The following is a 19,242-nucleotide window of genomic DNA, read 5'->3' as shown; positions in this document are numbered from 1 at the left end:
CCGGCTGCGCAACCCGGACCAGCTTCGCCGGCCACACCGGCCGTAGCGCCAAGACCCGTCATGCACTAACATTAAACCCGGACCACCTCAGGGGGGCCGGCCACCTGATAAAGGCGAATGTACCGCATACCTCCCGAAAATAACCCAGGGACTAAATGCGGCTATCGGTGTCCGGTACAAAATTCGACACGATGCGATTACGGAAATCGCCCCGCGCGATTCAAAACAAGATCCAATGCTGCAATTGCTTGATGTCTCGTTAGGGGCATTAACGGCGGCCCGAAACGGCGGCCATGTGAACGGTCAGCTTTCTATCATAAAGAAAGAGTTGGCCATTTACGCTCTTGGCAGGTGTGGCGCGCCATCAATCGAGATGAGTCACCCGAGCGAGCATCGACGTTTCAATATTTGGAATACCACGCCGAAGTGGCAAAAAGGCGCGGTCCCAACGCGCTAGAGCCGTCACCGGCACAGTCCGAAGCTTTCCCTCAGGTTTTCGCGCGTCAGGACGTCATGAGAATAGCATCGCAAGCGCGCAATATCCATAGCCTTCGACAAGTCAAGTGTTGATAATCGTCCTGCCCGGTATTCACAGGGCTAGCGCCCCGGTGGAAAACTCCTTTGTCTCCACCTCCCCAGCGCCGGATCACCAACCGGGGCTCTTTGTTGCGCTACATCAACCATTGCCAGCACAGACACGCTACTGTGGTGCAATGCTGGCCTTGTCAGCTAGGTCGGGGTGAGGAGGAAGCCTTGACCGGCCCCGGTCGCCACACCGGGGCTTTTCTTTGGCCCAACCCTATTAGGTTGCACGCCCGCATATGAGGATTAGCCTGGATGTCGAGGTGCTATCCCCGCACCTCACCCACCCTGAACTTAGCCCTGCTTCGGTAGGGCTTTTTGTTGCGCTGACGCACGCACCGATCCGGCATGCCGCGAAAACAGCGGCCTCGAGCGTCTTGAGAAGGCTGCATCGTCACCGTCGTGACAGACGTTCGATTTGCTTGGACATACCCAGCATGTAGGGCAGACTGCCTCCGGCACCTCCGGGAGGAAGAAATGAAAGCACGATCCGCAACCGTCAGGGACCTCGAGGCAGTTTTTCACGACCTGTCGAAACGGATGTCAGATGAGTATGCAGCTGCCGGCAAGGACAGAACGATTGCCTACGACAATCTGATGATGAATTTGAAGGAAGGACGCGCGCACGCACTCGTCGTGGACGACGCGGCTGTCGCCATTATCGCCTGGCATGAACACGGTGGCGTGGCAGATACCATGTTCGCCGCCCGAGATGATTTCTTCCGAGGCGCGACCGTACGTTTCTGTAGGCGGCACATCCGCCAGGTTCAGGCACTCACCGGAAACAGGGTCATACACTCGAGAACCTGGCTCGATCGTGCCGAGGTCGTGAGATGGTTTCGAATAATCGGCTATGTGGAGCGAGGCCGCGAGCAAGGCGCGCAGCTGTTCGAGTTGCCGCCATCCGCCTGAGGGATCGGCATGTGGGCGTGTGGTGTCTTCCAGGTCCGAACATTTGCCTATCTCTCCTCGTGCCCAAGGTACCGCACACTTGCCACAGATGCAAAGTTTGGATCATTGCTAGAAAGAGCGGTAACATCGGTAACATGGTAACTTTGGGGTGCTTCAGTCATCCTGCCCTCCATTGAATGTTACCTTGTTACCGATGTTACCGGGGTACGACACGGCTTCGATTTTCTCGGCATTTTTGGGTGAGATATAGCGCCCACGCCCGGATTTCTGCACTTCTCCGGCCTTTGCCATCATGAAAAGCAGCTTTCGAATGTTACCGTTCTTCATGCCGGTAACGTCTGCGAGGTCAGTCGGGGACATCGGCTCGGTAGCCTGTTCCAATGTTACCGCAATGTTACCGCGCTCATCCGAACGGCGAACATCGGCGGCTTCTCCGGTAACATTCCAGAAGCCGGCAGTGAATTTCAGGGCGCTTTCTTTCTCCTCCACGTCGCGGCCTCGGACGTAGAGCGTGATGCCGTTCTGATCCCGGTCAAGGACTAGGGTGGTGTCGGCGCAAGCGGATAGGCCATTGGAACCGCTGAGGGCTTCTAGCGGATCGTCTGCGCCGCCCTTCTTGGTATGATGCAGCGCCACGACGGCGATGCCATTCGTCGTCGCCCATTGCTGTAATCCGGCCATGGTCGAATAGTCGCTCTCATAGGCATTCTGGTTCGCGTTGCCCGCTGGCTTGACGCGCTGAAGAACGTCGATGATGACGAGCCGGGGCTTGATGACCGAGGTCCGCCAGCCGTCCAAGGCTTCGGTGAAGCCGTTGTTCAGCATCGGAGCCTCACTGACCCATTCGAGCCGGGAAAGGTCAGGACGATTGCGCTCGTCGGGAAAGAGGGTGTCTATGCGGCGCTGGATGCGACGGTGACCATTCTCCATGTCGATATAGAGAACGTCACCCTGTTCGCATTCAATCGATCCCATAGCGTATCCGCCGCAAGCAACAGCGATGGCCCAGTCTATGGCCAGCCAGGTCTTGCCGAGCTTCTGACGGCCGGCAAGGACGCAAAGGCCTTCGGCGACATAACCGGGAACCGTCCATCGGATCGGCGGGTAGACTGTTGCCATGATGGTCATGGTGTTGGTGCGGACAAAGCGCGCTTTCTGTTTCTTCGCTCGCGGCTCGCCAGCGTTGCTGCCGTCAATCGGTGCCAGGGTCGGCACGGCAGCATTTTGGATGGCTCCAGCGGCGCGAAGGAGGTCCTCGGGGGAAAGGTGTTCGGTCATGCCGCAATCCTTCCCGAGAGGTCGTTGAAGTCCGACCCAATGTCGGGAGGGGTCCAGATCACGCTTTCACGCCCTGTCGCTGTCCAGCGTTCAGCGCATTGCATTGCGGCTTCATTCCCTGCCTGGCGAAGCCGCCCGCCCTGCATTTTCGCCAAGTCGTTATCCGCGAAGATGGAAAGGCACTCGACATAGGGAAGCACTGGAAAGTGGGAAATCGTTCCAGCGGTGAGCGCCGCCCATGTCGGAGAAAAACCGAAATTCCCGATGACGGAAAGGGCCGTTTCGATGCCCTCGGCAATAGCGAGGCCGGTCGTTACCGCTTCGTCGGGGAACAGCTTGACGCAAGCACCCTTATTGCTGCCCAGCATTTTCTTCGCATCGTCAAGACCGCGCACCCGAGCCTTGCCGTGGCCGCCGGCAGCAAGCGCCGTGCGGTGGATGCCGGCGAATGCACTGGTTTCGATATTGACCATTGCCCCGAGCATGGAGGGCAGGCGGATCGTTTCGCCGCTATCGAGGCGGAACGGGCAGGCAGGATGGAAGCGAAGGGCGCGACCGTCGAAGATATCGCGATGGAGGACAATTCCCCTGCCGATCAGGTATCGTTCGGCAAGGCTCCCGCCGATGGGGCGGGCTTCCTGCCACAGGGAGGCCGCGAACTCCTGCCGCCGGACAGCTTCAGGCGTGGGAACGGCAAGCCGGGGCGCAACGTGCGCAATAGGCCGCGTCTTCCTGCCTTGGCCCTCGAAAGAGCCAAGGCCAAGAAGCTGACGAACATGGTCCCGGCAGTCCTGCCAGTCATCATTCGCGAAGCTGTTCACAAGGAAGCCATCCGGTGCGTTCGCGTCAAATGTCACGCTCAAGGAACGGTCCCCGGCGCTATGGCCGGGTCCGGGGCAAAGTACGGTGTCACGGCTGGAAACATCGCCGTTAAGCGTTTCGGCTGCGAAATGAATATTCATGCCTCGCCTCCAACAACTAGGTCACGAACAGGAATGGCGGCATCTCGGCTTACCGCTTCAGCCTCACGGATTGCATCGGCGTGAGCCGGACCATCCCAAAGACCGATCCGCCCGCCGTCCCGCTCGATCAGATCCACGAAGAAGCGATACTGACCGACATTCGACCTATCCGGCCGCGTGCCGTGGGCATCCGTGATGGTGGATGAAGAAACCACTCCACCATGGATTTCGACGTGGCCTCTTTTGAAAATCGGGATGACGCTGCTCATGCCGCCCTCCCGATTTCCTGCCGGATGGTGACGACAGAGTGCAGCACGTACCGGGCATGTGTCCCAGCGAAGGGGCCAGCATGCTCCTCGTGGACGGTTTCGATGATGAAGCCCATGCCGCGAAGCTTGTAGACGTAGTGGCTCCAACGCGGGCCGGGATGGTCAATGGGGGTGCAGCCCCGCTTGCCGGCTTCCATGAGGTTCTTGAGCGCCCAGGCATCGCGCCCGATGACTTCATGAACGCCGCTGTCCGGTTCGATCTTGGCGATAAGGCGAAGTTTGTCGCTCATGCGCGCAACCCTCCGATGCCCGCCAGTTCGCAAACTGTCCGAGCGGTTGAAATGGTGAGACGGAAGCGGGCCGCGATGATCGACGCGGCCAAATCCGTTGCGGAGAGGGACGGATTGCGGTATTCAGAAAGGGTCAAAGCATTCTGGAATACCGATCCGCCGTTCCTGACGATTGAGCCCGTCAGGGGCGGCGTTTCATTATGGAAATGCATGGTTCCACCGCCCTCACGCTGCTTCCGGGAGGGACTTGACGACGCGCTCAAGGTCCTCGACCAGGATCAAGGAGCGCTTGCCGTTCTTGCGCCGGGAAAGCTTTCCCTCAGCGAACAGTTTGTAGATGGAAGACCGCGAGATACCGGTCATTTCGACCGCCTCGGGTATGGTGACAGAAAGCTTAGTCATTTCTACTTCTCCACAAGGACGCACCCAAACGTTGGTGCATGTGGAGGATTGAAGCCTCGCGGCCGCGCTGTCATTTTGCAACTAGGGCAATGCCTATAATGCCCAACTTGCGCAAAATGCCGAATATTTTACTCTAAAATGGCATCCGTGCGCCGACCGGCCGCGCGCAGGATGGTTTCCCTGCTTGGGACGACACGACTTTTTGCATCCATGTACTTGCCGACGCTCTCAACAAGCTCTGTGTCACTCATCTCTTTCCGATCAGGGAGGCCTTTGGGGAAACAATCTTCAAAGATGGCCGTCACTTTCTCTTGTTGCGGGCTTCGGCGTCGTTTTAGGGGGGTGCCACTCATAGGATTGTCAGAAGCTGAAACCCGACGCGTTGTCCTCAAATCTGGAAGGCTTTGAAGGAGCGCATCAAGGCTTTTCGTTTCGACAAATATCCATTGGTTGCCAGGAAGGATTTGCGGATCGGAACGGTTGAACGTTACGTCATAAATTGTTGGATAAGCTACGGTGGCCGGCGCGTCTGGATTCATTTGGCACTCTGCAAAGCGCCCGTACGCGTCGCCATTACGCCAATGGCGCGGATCGGATGGAACATAATCTCCATCCGACGAAAGAGTAGCAAACTGCAGGTTGCCTTGTGCCGCCGCTTCCACCATTGCGACGGTTAATGGTACAAGCCTACTATTGGCAGAAGCTCTCTTTGGTGCGATCGACTGATTGTAGAAAGCAATAGCTTGCTGCCACTGCTCATCGGTTAGTGGATTCATCGTTTTACGCCAGTTTTCCTGGATTCCTTTCCAAAACGAGGATTCCGTGTTTCTCGGGATGCTAGGGTCTCGCTGGTGCAATAACGTGATTGCGTAATGGGCATCAAAGCCGTCAGTGGAATAGGCTCTCGATCCGTCGAGAACTGGAACTCTAGCAAAAAAAACCTCGTCTCCTTCCCATTCAGGAAACATTGCTCGGCCGACCTTATCCACCGCCTTGCCGAGAAATGTGTGACCAGTACCGTCAACTGGCCACCCACCAATGTGAGCGCCGCGAATCCAGAAAGCGATAGAACGCTCCCGCATTTTATCTTCTAGCCAAGGCTCCATCGCCACACCTCACGAAACACCCTAAGGGCCGCAGGGAAACCGGTGGTGCTTACCGGCTTGTCGGATGCCTCCTATCCCTGCGGGTTCTTTATCCGTGCAGCCTCACGATATTGTCGTTTGGTTGCCCGGCGTTATCGCTAACGATGCTGCGCAACCTACTGTCCCAAGCAGATAGCGCGGCCTCAATCCGTTCATCGAGCCGTGGCCGGCTATAATGCCGGATCAACACCCGTGTATCCTTCGATCCACGCTGGTGGCCGACAACAGTTGCAATCGTGTCCAGAGCAATGCCCATTTCGTCCATGATGCTGACCACGGTGCGCCGCAGATCATGTGTCGTGAAATGGGCACATGGCAATTTCCTATTTTTAAGCGCGTGGCCCAAATCGGTGGCTTGCAATGCACGGTCTATCGTAGCCGCCCGGAATAAAGGGCCGCGCTTCCGTGCCTGGAGCGCGTCTGTGATTATTTCACTCGCGTACCCCACCAGCGGAGTGATGCGCTCACTCTTATTCTTGGAGCGTGATGCGGGAAGGGTCCAGATCAGGCGATTATCTTCCTCATGGACCTCAGAAGCGTCCATCCCCGCCAGTTCGCCCACTCGCGCCCCTAAACAGATTTGTAGTCTCAACACAGAAATGCAGTCGGGGGGCATCTTCCCTGCACCAACATCGAGCCACGCCCAAAAGGACTTGATCTCATCAGGAGTTAGCACCCTATCGCGGGGGTCACCCCGGCCGTAGGTTTCCGTTCCGGCAGTGGGGTCGATCGTCACGTAGCCCTTGGCAAGACCCCAGCGAAACATCGCTCCTATAGCTTGTCGGCGCTTTTCGGCTTCGCGAGGGCGGTTACTCGCCACCGGATCGAGAAGATTGCTGATTTGGCTTCGCTTTATGTTTTCCGCCGCCGTTTGCATCTGAGGTTTCATTGCGCGCTTCAATCGGCGCTCGATATCATCTGCCGTTCGCAACGCGCCACCTTTGCGATTGGGGCTTTTGATGTTCTTCCCGTAGCGATCGATCAGATGCGCCACGGTCAACAATTCCTTTTCGGCTTGTCGGGCGTGGTTTTCCTCAGAGAGCAAATCCCGGCCCTGGCGTGCAGCCTTTAGTATGTCGGCTGCCCGTTCACGGGCTTCCGAAAGCCCAAGCCCATTCTTTCCGGCAGGGTCGCATAGTCCAAGGGACACACTTCCGGCCTTACCCTCGCCCTTGATGCGATAGGCAACGTTCCAAGTCAGGACCCCGGAGGTAGAGACACGTACCCGCAGGCCGGCTTGCTGATCGTCGGACACGTAGTAGCCAGTCGCCTTTGGGCGAAGTGCCCCAAGGACAACAGCCGTCAGCCTTTTCCTCATCCAAGAACCTTCGTCACCTTCGATTCACTGATCCCGTAGCAACACCATAGCAACATTTTGGCTGGAAGCACACGGATGATCTGAAACAATGGTGGACAACGGGCATTGATTTTCCAGCATTAAATCAATGTCATTTGGACGATTGTGGATGATGGTGAACGCTGGTTCAAGGGCTGGGCGCAGACATGGCTTGTCCATATGCGCGATCCCGCCCGACTGGGAAAGGATCTGGGCGTGAAATCCTTCCTGGTCGCGCAAGTCCTTTTCGCCGGGATGCTGGCTTCGGCGCTTCTCCACCCCGTGCTTTTGGCCACGTTCGGCGTGCTCGTCGTCCAACTGGCGATGGGCTATGACCTCGGAACGTATCGCTCGATGCTGTTTGCGATGGACATCGTCAACATAACCTGCGGCTACCTCTCGTTCCTGATGCTCGGCTGGCAAACGCTGACCGCAGGCGAAAAGCGCGGGTTCTGGAAGATCGTTCTGTTTACGCCGGCCTATTGGGTCTTGCTGTCATGGGCCGGGTGGCGGGCGCTCTGGTATCTGTGGCGCAAGCCCCATCACTGGGAAAAGACACCGCATGAGCCTGTCGCACGGTCAGGCGCTACAGCGGCAAGCCGGCCGGCTATTCATCGAGGAAGCTGGGGCCTTCGCCGATGATCTTCAGGTCTTCCTTGCCGATGGCTTCCAGATCGCGCCCGTCATAGGGCAGCGACAAGAGGATGCGCCGCATGACGGCGAGCCGGGCGCGCCGCTTGTCGTTGGCGCGCACGATGAGCCACGGAGCGACGGCCGTGTGCGTGCGCTCGACCATCGTATCGCGAGCCTTGGTGTACGCGTCCCATTTGCTCAGGCCGGCAATGTCGATGGGAGAGAACTTCCAGCTTTTCAGCGGGCTGTGCCTGCGGTCATGAAAGCGGTCGAGCTGCGTTTCCTGGCCGATATCCAGCCAGAATTTGAAGAAATGGATGCCGTCATTGTGGATCATCCGCTCGAAATGCGGTGCTTCCTCCAGGAATTGCTCATGCTGTTTCGGCGTACAAAAACCCATTACCGGCTCGACGCCGGCGCGATTGTACCATGAGCGGTCGAAGGTGACGAACTCGCCGGCCGTCGGAAAATGGGTCACATAGCGCTGGAAATACCACTGTCCGCTTTCCACTTCGGTGGGCTTTGTCAGCGCCACGTTGCGCGCCGTGCGCGGGTTCATGTATTCGCGGAGCGCCGAGATGGTGCCGCCCTTGCCGGCCGCGTCACGCCCTTCGAATAGGACCAGCACCCTTTTCCCGGCCGATTGCACCCACGCCAGCGCCTTGACGAGTTCGATCTGCAGCGCCTCCAGCGTCTGGTCGTATTCCTTCCCCTTCATCTTCTTGTCATACGGATAGTCGCCAGTGGTGAGCTTGTTATCTTCGATCCAGTCAGGCAGCTTCGGGTCGTCGATATCGAACACCCGTTCCTTGCCGGCGACTTTGATTTTCAGGGGTGCGGCGGCCGAAGAGCCTTGCTTGGATTTTTTCATTGATGCGAACCTTTCCAGTTGCGGATGGCATGCTATTTGGGGGCTCGCTGACGGTCCAGCGGGAAGTTCTCGATGGGTTCATGCGCAGGTCCGGTTTAACTCTACCCCTGAAAATGTGCGTGCTCCTGAAAATGTGCGCGCAATGAATGTGTCCCTGCGCCAAGGCCTCCGTCGCTGGGTTGACGCCTTGGGCCAGCGTATCCGGGGCCAGCATGACCGGGGAGAGGGCCGGGGGCTTGCCGCCAGCGCCTTGGCCGACCCGAAAAGCGGTAACCGTGCCGGGGTTGAGACCGCCGGGCTTCAGGCTCTTTCCGGCGAATATCTGGCCGCCGCCGTTACCGACCCGCTGATCGTCTTCGACGGCAACGCGTCGCTTGTGTATGCCAATGCGGCCGCGTTCGCCGCTTTTGGCGGGATTGTTCCCGGGATGGCGCTGCCGTTGCGCTTTCGCGCGCCCGAGATGCAGGCTTTGTTCGATGCCGTGCTCTCGGGGGAACCTGTGGCGGATGCGGTCGAATATGTCGAAAAGCTGCCGGTTGAGCGCAGCTACAAGGTAAGCGCGTCCGCAGTGGGGCGCTCCACGGGTCTTTATATCGTGGCCTTCAAGGACCAGAGCGAGACGCGGCGGATCGATCGGATGCGCGCCGACTTCATCGCCAATGCCAGCCACGAATTGCGTACCCCGCTGGCCTCGATCACCGGCTTTATCGAGGCGCTGCGCGGCCCCGCCCGCAACGATCCCGCCGCGCGCGAGAAATTTCTCGCCATCATGCAGGAGCAGACTGGCCGCATGGCGCGGCTGATCGACGATCTGCTCTCGCTGTCGCGGCTGGAAATGAAGCCCTATCTGACGCCGGGAAAGGAAGTCGATCTTTCAGTCGTCCTGACCGACGTCATCGATTCGCTGGCACCGCTGGCCAAGGACAACGCCGTTATCGTCGAACGGCATTTTCCCGGGAATGGGCCGTACGTTCCGGGAAATCGCGACGAGCTTTTCCAGGTTTTCGAAAACCTGCTGGAAAATGCCTGCAAATATGGCGAGGCGGGCGGCCGCGTCGAGGTCTGGCTGGCGCAAAGCAATGATGGCCCGGAATCGACCGTGGATGTCACCGTCCGCGATTTCGGGCCGGGTATCGCAGAGGAGCATATTCCCCGCATCACAGAGCGCTTCTACCGGATCGATGCCGACACCGGACGCCCGCGCAAGGGAACGGGGCTGGGGCTTGCCATCGTCAAGCATATCCTTACCCGGCACAGGGGGCGGCTTTCGGTAACCTCCGAAATCGGCAAGGGCGCCGCCTTTACCGTGCACCTGCCGATCAAACGAGGCACCGGCTGACGGTTTTCGGATTATTTCCGAGCTCGATCGAAGTGTCAGAGCGGCCAAGGTTGTTTCTTTTTTCTGTCATGCGGTTAGCGTAGACCGGTGATTTGGAACAGAACAAAATACCGGGGGGCTTTCGTTCATGCAGTTCGCGCACACGGCAAGCGCCTATGAAGGCGAACTCAAATACCTTGCCAAGCGCATCGCCGCGATGGGGGGGCATGCCGAGCGCATGGTCGAGCAGGCGATTGCAGCGCTCGTCAATGCCGATTCCAGCCTCGCCCAGAAGGTCATCGCCGACGACGTGGTTCTCGACGAAGCGCAGCGCGAGATAGACGACAAGGCGGTCATCATCATCGCGCGCCGCCAGCCAATGGCGACGGATTTGCGCGAGATCATCGGCGCGATCCGCATCTCGGCCGATCTCGAACGGGTCGGTGACCTCGCCAAGAGCATCGCCAAGCGGATGGTCGCGGTGGGTGAGGGCCGCCAGCAGACCAGCCTCTTTCGCGGCATCGATGCGCTGGCCGGCATGGCATTGGCGCAGTTGAAGGAAGTGCTGGATATTTATGCGTCGCGATCCATCGAGAAGATCGGCCTCGTGCGCGACCGCGACGACCAGATCGACGCGATGTACACCTCGCTGTTTCGCGAGCTTTTGACCTACATGATGGAAGACCCGCGCAACATCACGCCCTGCACGCATCTGCTGTTTTGCGCCAAGAATGTCGAACGCATCGGCGACCATGCCACCAATGTCGCCGAGACGATCTACTATATCGTCACCGGCGAGCAGATGCCGGCGGAGCGGCCCAAGGGCGACAAGACGGACCGGGTCATCCTGCCGCCGAAACCGCACCTTTCCTAGACTGGCTTTCATGGCCGGCCCGGAAGCGATACAATGAAGCGCCTGCTTGCCGGATTGAGCGGTATTCGTCCCGCTTCTGGAGGTTGCGATGGAATACGCCCGTAACGTCACAGCAGCGGTTCCCGCCAACGGCATCATCGCATCGAGCGTCTATGCCGGCGGCAAGCGCGTCGCCGACATTCCGATCGAGGAAGCCGGCGAATGGACGAAAAAAGAGGGCCATGTCGTCTGGATCGGCCTGCTGGAGCCGGATCGCAACCTGCTTTTGCGGGTGCAGGCCCAGTTCAATTTGCACGACCTGGCCATCGAGGATGCTGAAAATCCGCATCAGAGGCCCAAGATCGAGCAATATGGCGATGCGCTGTTCATCGTCGCCCGCACCGCGCAACTGATCGACGGCCGCGTCACCTTCGGCGAGACGCATCTTTTTGTCGGCGCCGGCTATATCATCAGCGTCCGGCATGGCCCGTCGACCTCCTACACCGCCGTGCGCCAGCATTGGGAATCGTGCCCGCATTCGCTTGCCAAGGGCGAGGATTTCGTCCTCTACGCCATCCTCGATTTCATCGTCGACAACTACATGCCGGTGCTTGAGCAGATCGAGGACGAGGTGGAGGCCATCGAAGACAAGGTGCTGCTGAAGCCCATGTCTCCGGCCGATATCGAGCGGCTCTACATGCTGCGCCGCGACCTGCTGCGGCTACGCAATGCGGCGCTGCCGCTGGTGGAAGTGTGCCGGCGGCTGACCAGTCCCGACCTGCCGCAGATCCACACCGCCATGCACCCGCTGTTTCGCGACGTCACCGATCACATCCGCACCGTGCAGGAAAAGATCGACAGTTTGCGCGAGGTGCTGGCCTTCGCCTTCGAGGCGAGCCTGCTGGTTGGTCAAAGCCAGGAAACAGCGACCACCAAGAAGCTCGCTTCATGGGCCGCCATCCTGGCGGTGCCGACCGCCTTCGCCGGCATCTACGGCATGAACTTCACCGACATGCCGGAACTCAAGATGACCTATGGCTATCCCGTCGTCCTGGCATCGATCGCCGCGATCTGCTGTTTTCTCTACTGGCGGTTCCGCAAGAATGGCTGGTTGTGAAGGGAGCGAGATAGCGAATAGCGAGTAGAACAAGGACTTGCACCGTGCGGTGCAGGATTCGTTCTATTCGCTATTCCCTTACCTGCTGCGGCGACGCTCCGAGGCCGGCTGGAACGCCAGGCGGGCATGATAGTTGCAATAGGGTCCGGTTTCGGCGGCGTCGTTGCCGCAGAAATGGAAGTCCTCTGAAAGCGGGTCGCCATTCGGCCATTTGCATGTCCGCTCGGTAAGCTCGACCAGGGTCAAATGCCGGGAAATCGGAACGACGACGTTCTCCGCCACCGGCCGGATGAAGCTGCGTGCCATGGGTTCGGCGTCGAACTGCGTCTGCAGCGCGGTCGCGCCGACCGAAGTGGTCACATGGCGCGCGGTGCTGGCTGCGCGTGAAACCGATTTGGTAGCGCCCGCACCCTGCTGCGCCGGCTTCTTCTGGCGCGTGGGCGCGGCGGTTGTGCGGCCGCGGCCCGAAAGCTTCAACCGATGTACCTTGCCGATCACCGCATTGCGGCTGACGCCGCCCAACTGAGCCGCAATCTGACTGGCGCTGAGGCCTTCGGCCCACAGCTTTGTCAAAAGTTCTACGCGTTCGTCAGTCCAGTTCATGCGACTGCACTCCTGTTAAGCGTACGGGGGCATGAATCCTTTCTCGACCCGGTTTTCACCGGGCAGGCACCACATATACCTAGTGATGGGGTCCGCCGCACGAAATCTAGTTATTTCTCGACTACAACTACCTTATGGGTGGACTCTGTGACAAGAGTCCCAACGGCAACACGAATCGGTTTTTTCGGTTTTCCCCAACTTGCCGGTTCGCTGTTGGACGAGATCGCCGCAAGGCCGACCTTTCCGACCTTTTCGTTGACTTGGAGGCCGAAAAACGGGATAAGCCGCAAAGGCCGCCGCGTGGGCGGCTTTTTGATTTTTCGGTTCCGGAGACGGATATAATGAGCGGTTCGCCGATTTTCGAGACCTTTGCTCGGGCGCCTTTGGCATTCGACCATGGCGAAGGGTGCTGGCTGGTCACCACGGATGGCGAGCGATACCTCGATTTCGCCGCCGGCATCGCGGTGAATTCGCTTGGACACGCCCATCCGCATCTGGTCGCCGCCTTGACCGCGCAGGCGGCCAAGCTGTGGCATGTCTCCAATCTTTACGAAATTCCGGAACAGACCCGTCTGGCCGAGCGGCTTGTCGATGCGACCTTTGCCGATAAGGTGTTTTTCACCAATTCGGGCGCCGAGGCGCTTGAATGCGCGATCAAGACGGCGCGCCGCTATCATTACGTGTCGGGCCATCCGGAGCGTTTCCGCACCATCACCTTCGAAGGCGCTTTCCATGGCCGCACGCTGGCGACCATCGCCGCCGGCGGTCAGGAAAAATACCTCGAAGGGTACGGGCCTAAGGTCGACGGTTTCGACCAGGTTCCGTTCGACGACATCGAGGCCGTCGTAAAGGCGATCACGCCGGAGACCGCCGCCATCCTGATCGAGCCGGTGCAGGGCGAGGGCGGCCTTCGCGCCGTTCCGACGCCGACATTGAAGCGGCTTCGCGAATTGTGCGACGAGCACGGCCTGTTGCTGATCTTCGACGAAGTGCAATGCGGCGTCGGCCGCACCGGCAAACTGTTCGCGCATGAATGGGCGTGCGTGACCCCGGACCTGATGGCTATCGCCAAGGGCATTGGCGGCGGCTTTCCCATGGGTGCCTGCCTTGCCACCGAGGAAGCCGCAAGCGGCATGACCGCCGGCGTCCACGGCACCACTTTCGGCGGCAATCCGTTGGCCATGGCCGTCGGCAATGCCGTGCTCGACGTGGTGCTGGAAGACGGCTTTCTCGAAGAAGTGCAGCGCAAGGCGCTGTTGATGAAGCAGGGTCTGGCCGCCGTGGCCGATGAATTCCCGAGCGTCATCGAAGGTATTCGGGGTTCCGGCTTGATGCTCGGCCTGAAATGCGTCCTGCCGAACAAGGACGTGAACACGGCGTTGCGCAGCCAGCATCTGCTGGCCGTTCCGGCCGGCGACAACGTCATCCGCCTGCTGCCGCCGCTCACCGTCACCGATGCGGAAATCCACGAGGCGCTGGCCCGTATCCGCGCCGGCGCCGCGAGCATGGCCGAACACGCCGCCAGCATGGCCGAACGCGCCGCCGTCGCCGCCAAGTAACGGAATTCCTTGATGACCCTTCGCCATTTTACCGATCTTTCCACCGTTTCGGAAAGCGATCTGCGCGCCATGTTGAACGATGCGGTTGCGCGCAAAACCCGTCTCAAGGCTGGCGAGCGGTCGAAGCCGCTCGAGGGCAAGGTGCTGGCGATGGTCTTCGACAAGCCTTCGACGCGCACGCGCGTTTCCTTCGATGTCGGCATGCGCCAGCTCGGCGGCGAGACGATCATGCTGACGGGTACGGAAATGCAGCTTGGCCGTTCCGAAACCATCGCCGACACGGCCAAGGTCCTGTCGCGTTATGTCGATGCGATCATGATCCGCACCACGTCGCACGACCGGATGGTCGAACTGACCGAAAACGCTACCGTTCCTGTCATCAACGGCCTGACCGACGATACGCATCCCTGCCAGATCATGGCTGACGTGCTGACTTTCGAGGAGCATCGCGGCCCGGTTGCCGGCAAGACCTTTGCCTGGACCGGCGACGGTAATAATGTGCTGCATTCGCTGCTGGAAGCTTCGGCCCGACTGCGGTTCAACCTGAACATCGCCGTACCCAATGGCAGCGAGCCGGAACAGAAGTTCGTCGACTGGTCCCAAGCGAATGGCGGCGTGGTTCGCTTTTTCCGCTCGGCCGAGGAAGCGGTCGACGGGGCGGACTGCGTCGTCACCGACAGCTGGGTGTCGATGGGCCAGGAGCATCGGGCGCGCGGCAACAACGTCTTCCTGCCCTATCAGGTCAATGCGGCGCTGATGGCGAAAGCCAATCCGGATGCGCTGTTCATGCACTGCCTGCCGGCGCATAGGGGTGAGGAAGTGACCGACGAGGTCATGGACGGCCCGCAATCGGTAGTGTTCGACGAGGCGGAAAACCGCCTCCACGCGCAAAAGGCCGTGCTTGCGTGGTGCCTTCGCGCTTGAATCGCGGCCGCACGGTGCCTATCTGCGGCCCATCACCGCAAAAATGGGCCGATGGAGCCGTGCTGTTGCAAGAACAGCCGGGCTGGCGGCCGGAGACGTGCCATGCTGGAAGCCATTCAAGTGACTGAACACGGACCCAAACTCGGCGAATTCGGCTATGCCGGCGACGACCATGTCGTACCGTTCGAGGTCGATTCGCTCGATGCGCGCGGCCGCGCCGTGCAGTTGGGCGAAATGCTCGACGGAATCCTTTCGCGCCACGACTATCCCGAGCCGGTTGCCCGCCTTTTGGCGGAGGCCTGCGTGCTGGCCGTCCTGCTCGGCACATCGTTGAAATTCCAGGGCAAGTTCATCCTGCAGACCCGTACCGACGGGCCGGTCGACATGCTTGTCGCGGATTTTTCCACGCCGCATGCGCTGCGCGCCTATGCCCGCTACGATGCGGATAGGCTGGAAGCGTTGATGGCGGTTGGCGAAAGTTCGCAGCAGACGCTGCTCGGCAACGGCGTTCTGGCGCTGACTGTCGACCAGGGCGAGCACACGCAGCGCTATCAGGGCATCGTCGCGCTCGACGGCGTGACGCTGGAGGCGGCGGCGCGCACCTATTTCCGCCAGTCGGAACAGATACCGACCGACCTGAAACTGTCGGTGGCGAAGCTGGTGGTGCCGGGCGCGCGCGAACAGTGGCGCGCGGGCGGCATGCTGGTGCAGTTCCTGCCGGAATCGACGGAGCGGATGCGGCTACCGGACCTGCCCGGTGGCGATGGCGATGAAACCTCCGTTCATGCGGATAACGCCTGGCTGGAAGTGCAGGCGCTGCTCGCGACGGTCGAGCCGACCGAACTGATCGACCCGACCGTCGGTACGGAGCGATTGCTCTATCGCCTGTTCCACGAGCATGGCGTGCGCGCCTTCGATGGCGTCCGCGTCGCCGACCAGTGCTCCTGCTCGAGGGACAAGATCCAGGGCATCCTCCAGGGATTTTCCGCCGAGGAAATCAAGGAAAGCACGCGCGACGGCAAGATCGAGGTGGCGTGCGAATTCTGTTCGACGGAGTATGAATTCGATCCGTCCGAGTTCGACGCGAAGTAAATTCTCTTCTCCCCCGGAACCGGGGGAGAAGCTCAGTTCACCGTTCTTTTCGAGTCCGGCAGGTCGAGCGAGAAGGCGGGGATGTCGATGTCGAACGTCTCGCCTTTGCCGTCGTGCATCGTATAGCGCCCGACCATGATGCCGGACGGGGTGGCTAGCGGGCAGCCGGACGAGTATTGATAGCTGTCGCCGGGGTTCAATTCGGGTTGTTCGCCGACGACGCCTTCGCCCCTTACCTCCTCGACCCGGCCCGTGCCGTCGGTGATGCGCCAGTAGCGCGACAGCAACTGCACGGGGCTGTCCGATTGGTTGTCGATGGTGACCCGATAACCCCAGACATAGTGGCCCTCCGAGGGATCGGAACGATCCTCCAGATAGAACGGCTCGACCTGTACCTCGATGCCACGGGTCGTCGCGCTGTACAGGTTTCGGCGGCTCACACCTTTGCTCTTTTCGCCAAAGCGGTCATCGTTCTCCGTTTTCTTGTTCGAGCATGATCTTGTCCGAAAACCGGTTTCCGCTTTTCAGGGTCATGCTCTGGCAAGCGCCTGGTCGATGTCCTCCAGCAGATCGTCGACGTCTTCCAATCCGATGGAGAACCGCAGCGTGCCGTCGCCGATGCCGAGTTCGGCGCGCGCCTCGTCGGTCAGGTTTTTGTGCGTCGTCGTTGCCGGATGCGTAATCAGGCTCTTGGCGTCGCCGAGATTGTTGGAAATCAGCACGATGTCGAGTGCGTTCTGGAAGGCGAAGGCGGCCTGCTTGCCGCCCTTGATGTCGAGGCAGATCAGCGTCGAACCGCCGGCCATCTGCTTTTTGACGATCTCCGCCTGCGGATGGTCGGCGCGCCCCGGATAGATGACGCGCGCGATTTCCGGCCGCTCGGCGAGGAAATCCGCGATCCTGCCGGCGCTCTGCGTCTGGTGCGCGACGCGGATCGGCAACGTTTCCAGCCCCTTCAGCAGCGTCCAGGCGTTGAACGGCGACAGGCTCGGGCCGGTGTGGCGGAAATAATTGTGCAGGTTCTCGTCGATCCAGTCCTTGTCGGACAGGATGATGCCGCCAAGGCAGCGGCCTTGCCCGTCAATGTGCTTGGTTGCCGAATAGACGACGACATGCGCGCCGAGTTTCAGCGGCCGCTGCTGCAGGGGCGTGGCGAACACGTTGTCGACCACCAGCCGCGCGCCGACCGATCGCGCCAGCGAAGCGACCGCCGCGATATCGACCACTTCCAGCGTCGGGTTGGTCGGGCTTTCCAGGAAGAACAGCTTCGTGTTGGGCCGAACCGCCTGTTCCCAGTTGGCGATGTCCTTGCCGTCGACCAGTGTCGCTTCGATGCCGTATTTCGGCGCCAGCGTTTCGACGATCCAGCGGCAGGAGCCGAAGACCGCGCGCGCCGCCAGAATGTGATCGCCGGCATTCAGGCCGCACAGGACCGCTGCCGCAACGGCTGCCATGCCGGACGCGGTGGCGCGGGCGTCTTCGGCCCCTTCCAGCGCGCACATGCGCTTTTCGAACATATCCACGGTCGGGTTGGCGTAGCGCGAATAGATGAAGCCGGGTTCCTCGCCCTTGAAGCGCGCTTCGGCGGCCTCGGCGGTCGGATAGACATAGCCTTGGGTGAGGAAAATCGCTTCGGACATTTCGCCGAACTGCGAGCGAAGCGTGCCCGAATGCACGAGTTGGGTGGCCGGCTTCCAGTTACGCTTATTTTCGATGGTCATGGGCGTGCCTTAAAAACAAAAAACCGGTCGCGAAAATCGCCACCGGTCCATGCTGCCTCGCGGCCGACGGTCCCTTAGCGACTTGTTTAACGTGGCTGCAAGCCGACCGGCCAAATCACCACGGGATAACGCCCTTTATTCCTCGCTTTTGCTTGCGTCAACCGCCCCGCTTATTAAGAAATTTGGGGGAACTATGACATCTGGGCCAGACTGCGGAGTGGACCTTTGCGCAAGACAGGCATTCTTCCCGACCAGGACATCGCGGCGCTGTTCGCAACGGGCGCGCTTAAGAGCGAGCGTCCGCTTGACGGCGACCAGATTCAGCCGGCAAGCCTCGACTTGCGGCTGGGCAAAAAAGCCTGGCGCGTGCGTGCCTCCTTCCTGCCCGGCCCTAATCATACCGTCGCCGACAAGCTCGACCGGCTCAAGCTGCACGAGATCGATCTGAGCGAGGGATCGGTGCTGGAAACCGGCTGCGTCTATATCGTGCCGCTGATGGAAAGCCTGGCGCTGCCGGCGGAGATTTCCGCTTCGGCCAATCCGAAAAGCTCGACTGGCCGCCTCGACATCTTCACCCGCGTCATGACCGACCACGGCCACGAGTTCGACAAGATAGCCGCCGGCTATCATGGCCCGCTCTATCTGGAAGTCAGCCCGCGCACGTTTCCCATCGTCGCCCGCGCCGGTTCGCGGCTGTCGCAAATCCGGTTTCGCACCGGTAACGCGCTGCTGTCGGAAGCCGAGTTGAATGAACTGCACCGCACTGAGATGCTGGTCGCCACCGAACCGCCGAACATTTCCGGCGGCGGCATCGCGCTGTCTATCGATCTTGCCGGCGACGAGAACGGGCTGGTCGGCTATCGCGGCAAGCACTACACGGGGCTTGTCGACGTCGACAAGCGGGCGGCTCACGACGTCGTCGATTTCTGGGAGCCGCTCTACAAACGCCGCGACGGCGAACTGGTGCTCGACCCCGACGAATTCTACATCCTCGTCAGCCGCGAGGCGGTGCATGTGCCGCCGCTCTACGCCGCCGAGATGACGCCTTTCGATCCGCTGGTCGGTGAATTTCGCGTCCATTATGCCGGCTTTTTCGATCCGGGCTTCGGCCATTCGGCTGCCGGAGGCACCGGCAGCCGCGCCGTGCTGGAAGTGCGCAGCCATGAAGTGCCGTTCATCCTCGACCACGGCCAGATCGTCGGCCGGCTGGTCTACGAGCACATGCTGGTCCGACCGAAGGCGCTCTATGGCACCGATCTAGGCTCCAACTATCAGGCGCAGGGCCTGAAATTGTCCAAGCATTTCCGGGCCGCTGGCTGAGAGCCCGTTTGGAAACTCTACCCAGCCGGACATCTGACGCAATTTTCTGCGCTTC

At 60.3% G+C, this 19,242-nt stretch carries 21 protein-coding genes and 1 riboswitch; of the genes, 9 read left to right on the top strand and 12 right to left on the bottom strand.

Features of this window, described 5'->3' with window-relative positions; translation table 11 throughout:
• Positions 1 to 1,059 precede the first annotated feature (1,059 nt).
• On the top strand, positions 1,060 to 1,494 hold the full coding sequence (locus ACX3P0_RS21960) for a hypothetical protein (protein ID WP_459091900.1): 435 nt from the start codon (positions 1,060 to 1,062) through the stop codon (positions 1,492 to 1,494).
• Positions 1,495 to 1,647: 153 nt separating this feature from the next.
• Here the strand turns inward: ACX3P0_RS21960 and ACX3P0_RS21955 are convergent, their stop codons facing one another.
• The 8 genes from ACX3P0_RS21955 to ACX3P0_RS21920 all read right to left on the bottom strand — a co-directional run bounded on the left by ACX3P0_RS21955 (position 1,648) and on the right by ACX3P0_RS21920 (position 7,095).
• Entirely contained in the window at positions 1,648 to 2,772 is a 1,125-nt protein-coding gene (locus tag ACX3P0_RS21955; RefSeq protein ID WP_459091898.1) for an AAA family ATPase, read from the bottom strand.
• On the bottom strand, positions 2,769 to 3,734 hold the full coding sequence (locus tag ACX3P0_RS21950; protein ID WP_459091896.1) for a DUF7146 domain-containing protein: 966 nt from the start codon (positions 3,732 to 3,734) through the stop codon (positions 2,769 to 2,771). Before ACX3P0_RS21950 ends, ACX3P0_RS21955 begins: the two co-directional genes overlap by 4 nt.
• Positions 3,731 to 4,003, bottom strand: coding sequence for a hypothetical protein (locus ACX3P0_RS21945; RefSeq protein ID WP_459091894.1), 273 nt, complete (start codon positions 4,001 to 4,003; stop codon positions 3,731 to 3,733). Before ACX3P0_RS21945 ends, ACX3P0_RS21950 begins: the two co-directional genes overlap by 4 nt.
• Positions 4,000 to 4,293, bottom strand: a complete 294-nt coding sequence (locus tag ACX3P0_RS21940) for a winged helix domain-containing protein (RefSeq protein WP_459091892.1) — start codon at positions 4,291 to 4,293, stop codon at positions 4,000 to 4,002. Before ACX3P0_RS21940 ends, ACX3P0_RS21945 begins: the two co-directional genes overlap by 4 nt.
• Complete coding sequence (locus ACX3P0_RS21935; RefSeq protein ID WP_459091890.1) at positions 4,290 to 4,505, bottom strand: hypothetical protein; 216 nt, start codon at positions 4,503 to 4,505, stop codon at positions 4,290 to 4,292. The genes ACX3P0_RS21940 and ACX3P0_RS21935 overlap by 4 nt, the downstream gene beginning before the upstream one ends.
• Before the next feature lie 13 nt (positions 4,506 to 4,518).
• The gene (locus ACX3P0_RS21930; RefSeq protein ID WP_459091888.1) at positions 4,519 to 4,695 is read right to left on the bottom strand and encodes a helix-turn-helix transcriptional regulator; all 177 of its coding nucleotides are present in this window, start codon (positions 4,693 to 4,695) and stop codon (positions 4,519 to 4,521) included.
• A 128-nt stretch (positions 4,696 to 4,823) separates the two neighbouring features.
• On the bottom strand, positions 4,824 to 5,801 hold the full coding sequence (locus ACX3P0_RS21925) for a hypothetical protein (protein ID WP_459091886.1): 978 nt from the start codon (positions 5,799 to 5,801) through the stop codon (positions 4,824 to 4,826).
• 88 nt (positions 5,802 to 5,889) lie between these two features.
• Positions 5,890 to 7,095, bottom strand: a complete 1,206-nt coding sequence (locus tag ACX3P0_RS21920) for a tyrosine-type recombinase/integrase (RefSeq protein WP_459091884.1) — start codon at positions 7,093 to 7,095, stop codon at positions 5,890 to 5,892.
• Positions 7,096 to 7,302: 207 nt separating this feature from the next.
• Here ACX3P0_RS21920 and ACX3P0_RS21915 point away from each other — a divergent pair, with 207 nt between their 5' ends.
• Positions 7,303 to 7,818, top strand: a complete 516-nt coding sequence (locus ACX3P0_RS21915; RefSeq protein ID WP_459091882.1) for a hypothetical protein — start codon at positions 7,303 to 7,305, stop codon at positions 7,816 to 7,818.
• Here ACX3P0_RS21915 and ppk2 read toward each other — a convergent pair.
• Complete coding sequence (gene ppk2 / locus ACX3P0_RS21910; RefSeq protein WP_459091880.1) at positions 7,784 to 8,680, bottom strand: polyphosphate kinase 2; 897 nt, start codon at positions 8,678 to 8,680, stop codon at positions 7,784 to 7,786. The genes ACX3P0_RS21915 and ppk2 overlap by 35 nt on opposite strands.
• A gap of 187 nt (positions 8,681 to 8,867) precedes the next feature.
• Between ppk2 and ACX3P0_RS21905 the strand changes: the two genes are divergently transcribed.
• From ACX3P0_RS21905 to ACX3P0_RS21895, 3 genes are all read left to right on the top strand, one after another.
• Positions 8,868 to 10,019: a sensor histidine kinase gene (locus ACX3P0_RS21905; RefSeq protein ID WP_459091878.1), complete on the top strand. Its 1,152-nt coding sequence runs from the start codon at positions 8,868 to 8,870 to the stop codon at positions 10,017 to 10,019.
• A 127-nt stretch (positions 10,020 to 10,146) separates the two neighbouring features.
• On the top strand, positions 10,147 to 10,872 hold the full coding sequence (gene phoU, locus ACX3P0_RS21900) for a phosphate signaling complex protein PhoU (RefSeq protein WP_459080778.1): 726 nt from the start codon (positions 10,147 to 10,149) through the stop codon (positions 10,870 to 10,872).
• 88 nt (positions 10,873 to 10,960) lie between these two features.
• Positions 10,961 to 11,968, top strand: coding sequence for a magnesium and cobalt transport protein CorA (locus tag ACX3P0_RS21895; RefSeq protein WP_459091876.1), 1,008 nt, complete (start codon positions 10,961 to 10,963; stop codon positions 11,966 to 11,968).
• A 78-nt stretch (positions 11,969 to 12,046) separates the two neighbouring features.
• Here ACX3P0_RS21895 and ACX3P0_RS21890 read toward each other — a convergent pair whose 3' ends face one another.
• On the bottom strand, positions 12,047 to 12,571 hold the full coding sequence (locus ACX3P0_RS21890; RefSeq protein WP_459080776.1) for a GcrA family cell cycle regulator: 525 nt from the start codon (positions 12,569 to 12,571) through the stop codon (positions 12,047 to 12,049).
• Positions 12,572 to 12,912: 341 nt separating this feature from the next.
• On the opposite strand from ACX3P0_RS21890, the gene ACX3P0_RS21885 reads away from it, so the two are divergent.
• From ACX3P0_RS21885 to ACX3P0_RS21875, 3 genes are all read left to right on the top strand, one after another.
• Positions 12,913 to 14,130 (top strand): acetylornithine transaminase, encoded by a 1,218-nt coding sequence (locus ACX3P0_RS21885; RefSeq protein WP_459080775.1) that lies wholly within the window; start codon positions 12,913 to 12,915, stop codon positions 14,128 to 14,130.
• Between the two features lie 12 nt (positions 14,131 to 14,142).
• Positions 14,143 to 15,054: an ornithine carbamoyltransferase gene (argF, locus tag ACX3P0_RS21880; protein WP_459080774.1), complete on the top strand. Its 912-nt coding sequence runs from the start codon at positions 14,143 to 14,145 to the stop codon at positions 15,052 to 15,054.
• A 102-nt stretch (positions 15,055 to 15,156) separates the two neighbouring features.
• Entirely contained in the window at positions 15,157 to 16,146 is a 990-nt protein-coding gene (locus ACX3P0_RS21875; protein WP_459091874.1) for an Hsp33 family molecular chaperone, read from the top strand.
• 32 nt (positions 16,147 to 16,178) lie between these two features.
• Here the strand turns inward: ACX3P0_RS21875 and apaG are convergent, their stop codons facing one another.
• Positions 16,179 to 16,571, bottom strand: coding sequence for a Co2+/Mg2+ efflux protein ApaG (gene apaG, locus ACX3P0_RS21870; RefSeq protein WP_459080853.1), 393 nt, complete (start codon positions 16,569 to 16,571; stop codon positions 16,179 to 16,181).
• Positions 16,572 to 16,676: 105 nt separating this feature from the next.
• The gene (locus ACX3P0_RS21865; RefSeq protein WP_459091872.1) at positions 16,677 to 17,867 is read right to left on the bottom strand and encodes an O-succinylhomoserine sulfhydrylase; all 1,191 of its coding nucleotides are present in this window, start codon (positions 17,865 to 17,867) and stop codon (positions 16,677 to 16,679) included.
• A 54-nt stretch (positions 17,868 to 17,921) separates the two neighbouring features.
• Positions 17,922 to 17,999, bottom strand: a riboswitch (SAM riboswitch).
• A gap of 93 nt (positions 18,000 to 18,092) precedes the next feature.
• On the opposite strand from ACX3P0_RS21865, the gene ACX3P0_RS21860 reads away from it, so the two are divergent.
• Positions 18,093 to 19,187, top strand: a complete 1,095-nt coding sequence (locus ACX3P0_RS21860; protein ID WP_459091870.1) for a 2'-deoxycytidine 5'-triphosphate deaminase — start codon at positions 18,093 to 18,095, stop codon at positions 19,185 to 19,187.
• Positions 19,188 to 19,242: the final 55 nt, after the last annotated feature.

The organism is Mesorhizobium sp. A556 (assembly GCF_054489545.1).
Note: the sequence above shows the minus strand (reverse complement) of the source record. Positions and strands in the feature narration are given on the sequence as shown.

What these genes read in the sequence shown, in the direction of transcription:
- ACX3P0_RS21890 (WP_459080776.1), bottom strand. Translation starts at nt 12,571, where the DNA reads ATGAACTGGACTGACGAACGCGTAGAACTTTTGACAAAGCTGTGGGCC.
- ACX3P0_RS21940 (WP_459091892.1), bottom strand. Translation starts at nt 4,293, where the DNA reads ATGAGCGACAAACTTCGCCTTATCGCCAAGATCGAACCGGACAGCGGC.
- ACX3P0_RS21895 (WP_459091876.1), top strand. Translation starts at nt 10,961, where the DNA reads ATGGAATACGCCCGTAACGTCACAGCAGCGGTTCCCGCCAACGGCATC.
- ACX3P0_RS21875 (WP_459091874.1), top strand. Translation starts at nt 15,157, where the DNA reads ATGCTGGAAGCCATTCAAGTGACTGAACACGGACCCAAACTCGGCGAA.
- ppk2 (WP_459091880.1), bottom strand. Translation starts at nt 8,680, where the DNA reads ATGAAAAAATCCAAGCAAGGCTCTTCGGCCGCCGCACCCCTGAAAATC.
- ACX3P0_RS21865 (WP_459091872.1), bottom strand. Translation starts at nt 17,867, where the DNA reads ATGACCATCGAAAATAAGCGTAACTGGAAGCCGGCCACCCAACTCGTG.
- phoU (WP_459080778.1), top strand. Translation starts at nt 10,147, where the DNA reads ATGCAGTTCGCGCACACGGCAAGCGCCTATGAAGGCGAACTCAAATAC.
- ACX3P0_RS21930 (WP_459091888.1), bottom strand. Translation starts at nt 4,695, where the DNA reads ATGACTAAGCTTTCTGTCACCATACCCGAGGCGGTCGAAATGACCGGT.
- ACX3P0_RS21950 (WP_459091896.1), bottom strand. Translation starts at nt 3,734, where the DNA reads ATGAATATTCATTTCGCAGCCGAAACGCTTAACGGCGATGTTTCCAGC.
- ACX3P0_RS21935 (WP_459091890.1), bottom strand. Translation starts at nt 4,505, where the DNA reads ATGCATTTCCATAATGAAACGCCGCCCCTGACGGGCTCAATCGTCAGG.
- ACX3P0_RS21925 (WP_459091886.1), bottom strand. Translation starts at nt 5,801, where the DNA reads ATGGAGCCTTGGCTAGAAGATAAAATGCGGGAGCGTTCTATCGCTTTC.
- ACX3P0_RS21945 (WP_459091894.1), bottom strand. Translation starts at nt 4,003, where the DNA reads ATGAGCAGCGTCATCCCGATTTTCAAAAGAGGCCACGTCGAAATCCAT.
- ACX3P0_RS21955 (WP_459091898.1), bottom strand. Translation starts at nt 2,772, where the DNA reads ATGACCGAACACCTTTCCCCCGAGGACCTCCTTCGCGCCGCTGGAGCC.
- ACX3P0_RS21885 (WP_459080775.1), top strand. Translation starts at nt 12,913, where the DNA reads ATGAGCGGTTCGCCGATTTTCGAGACCTTTGCTCGGGCGCCTTTGGCA.
- argF (WP_459080774.1), top strand. Translation starts at nt 14,143, where the DNA reads ATGACCCTTCGCCATTTTACCGATCTTTCCACCGTTTCGGAAAGCGAT.
- ACX3P0_RS21960 (WP_459091900.1), top strand. Translation starts at nt 1,060, where the DNA reads ATGAAAGCACGATCCGCAACCGTCAGGGACCTCGAGGCAGTTTTTCAC.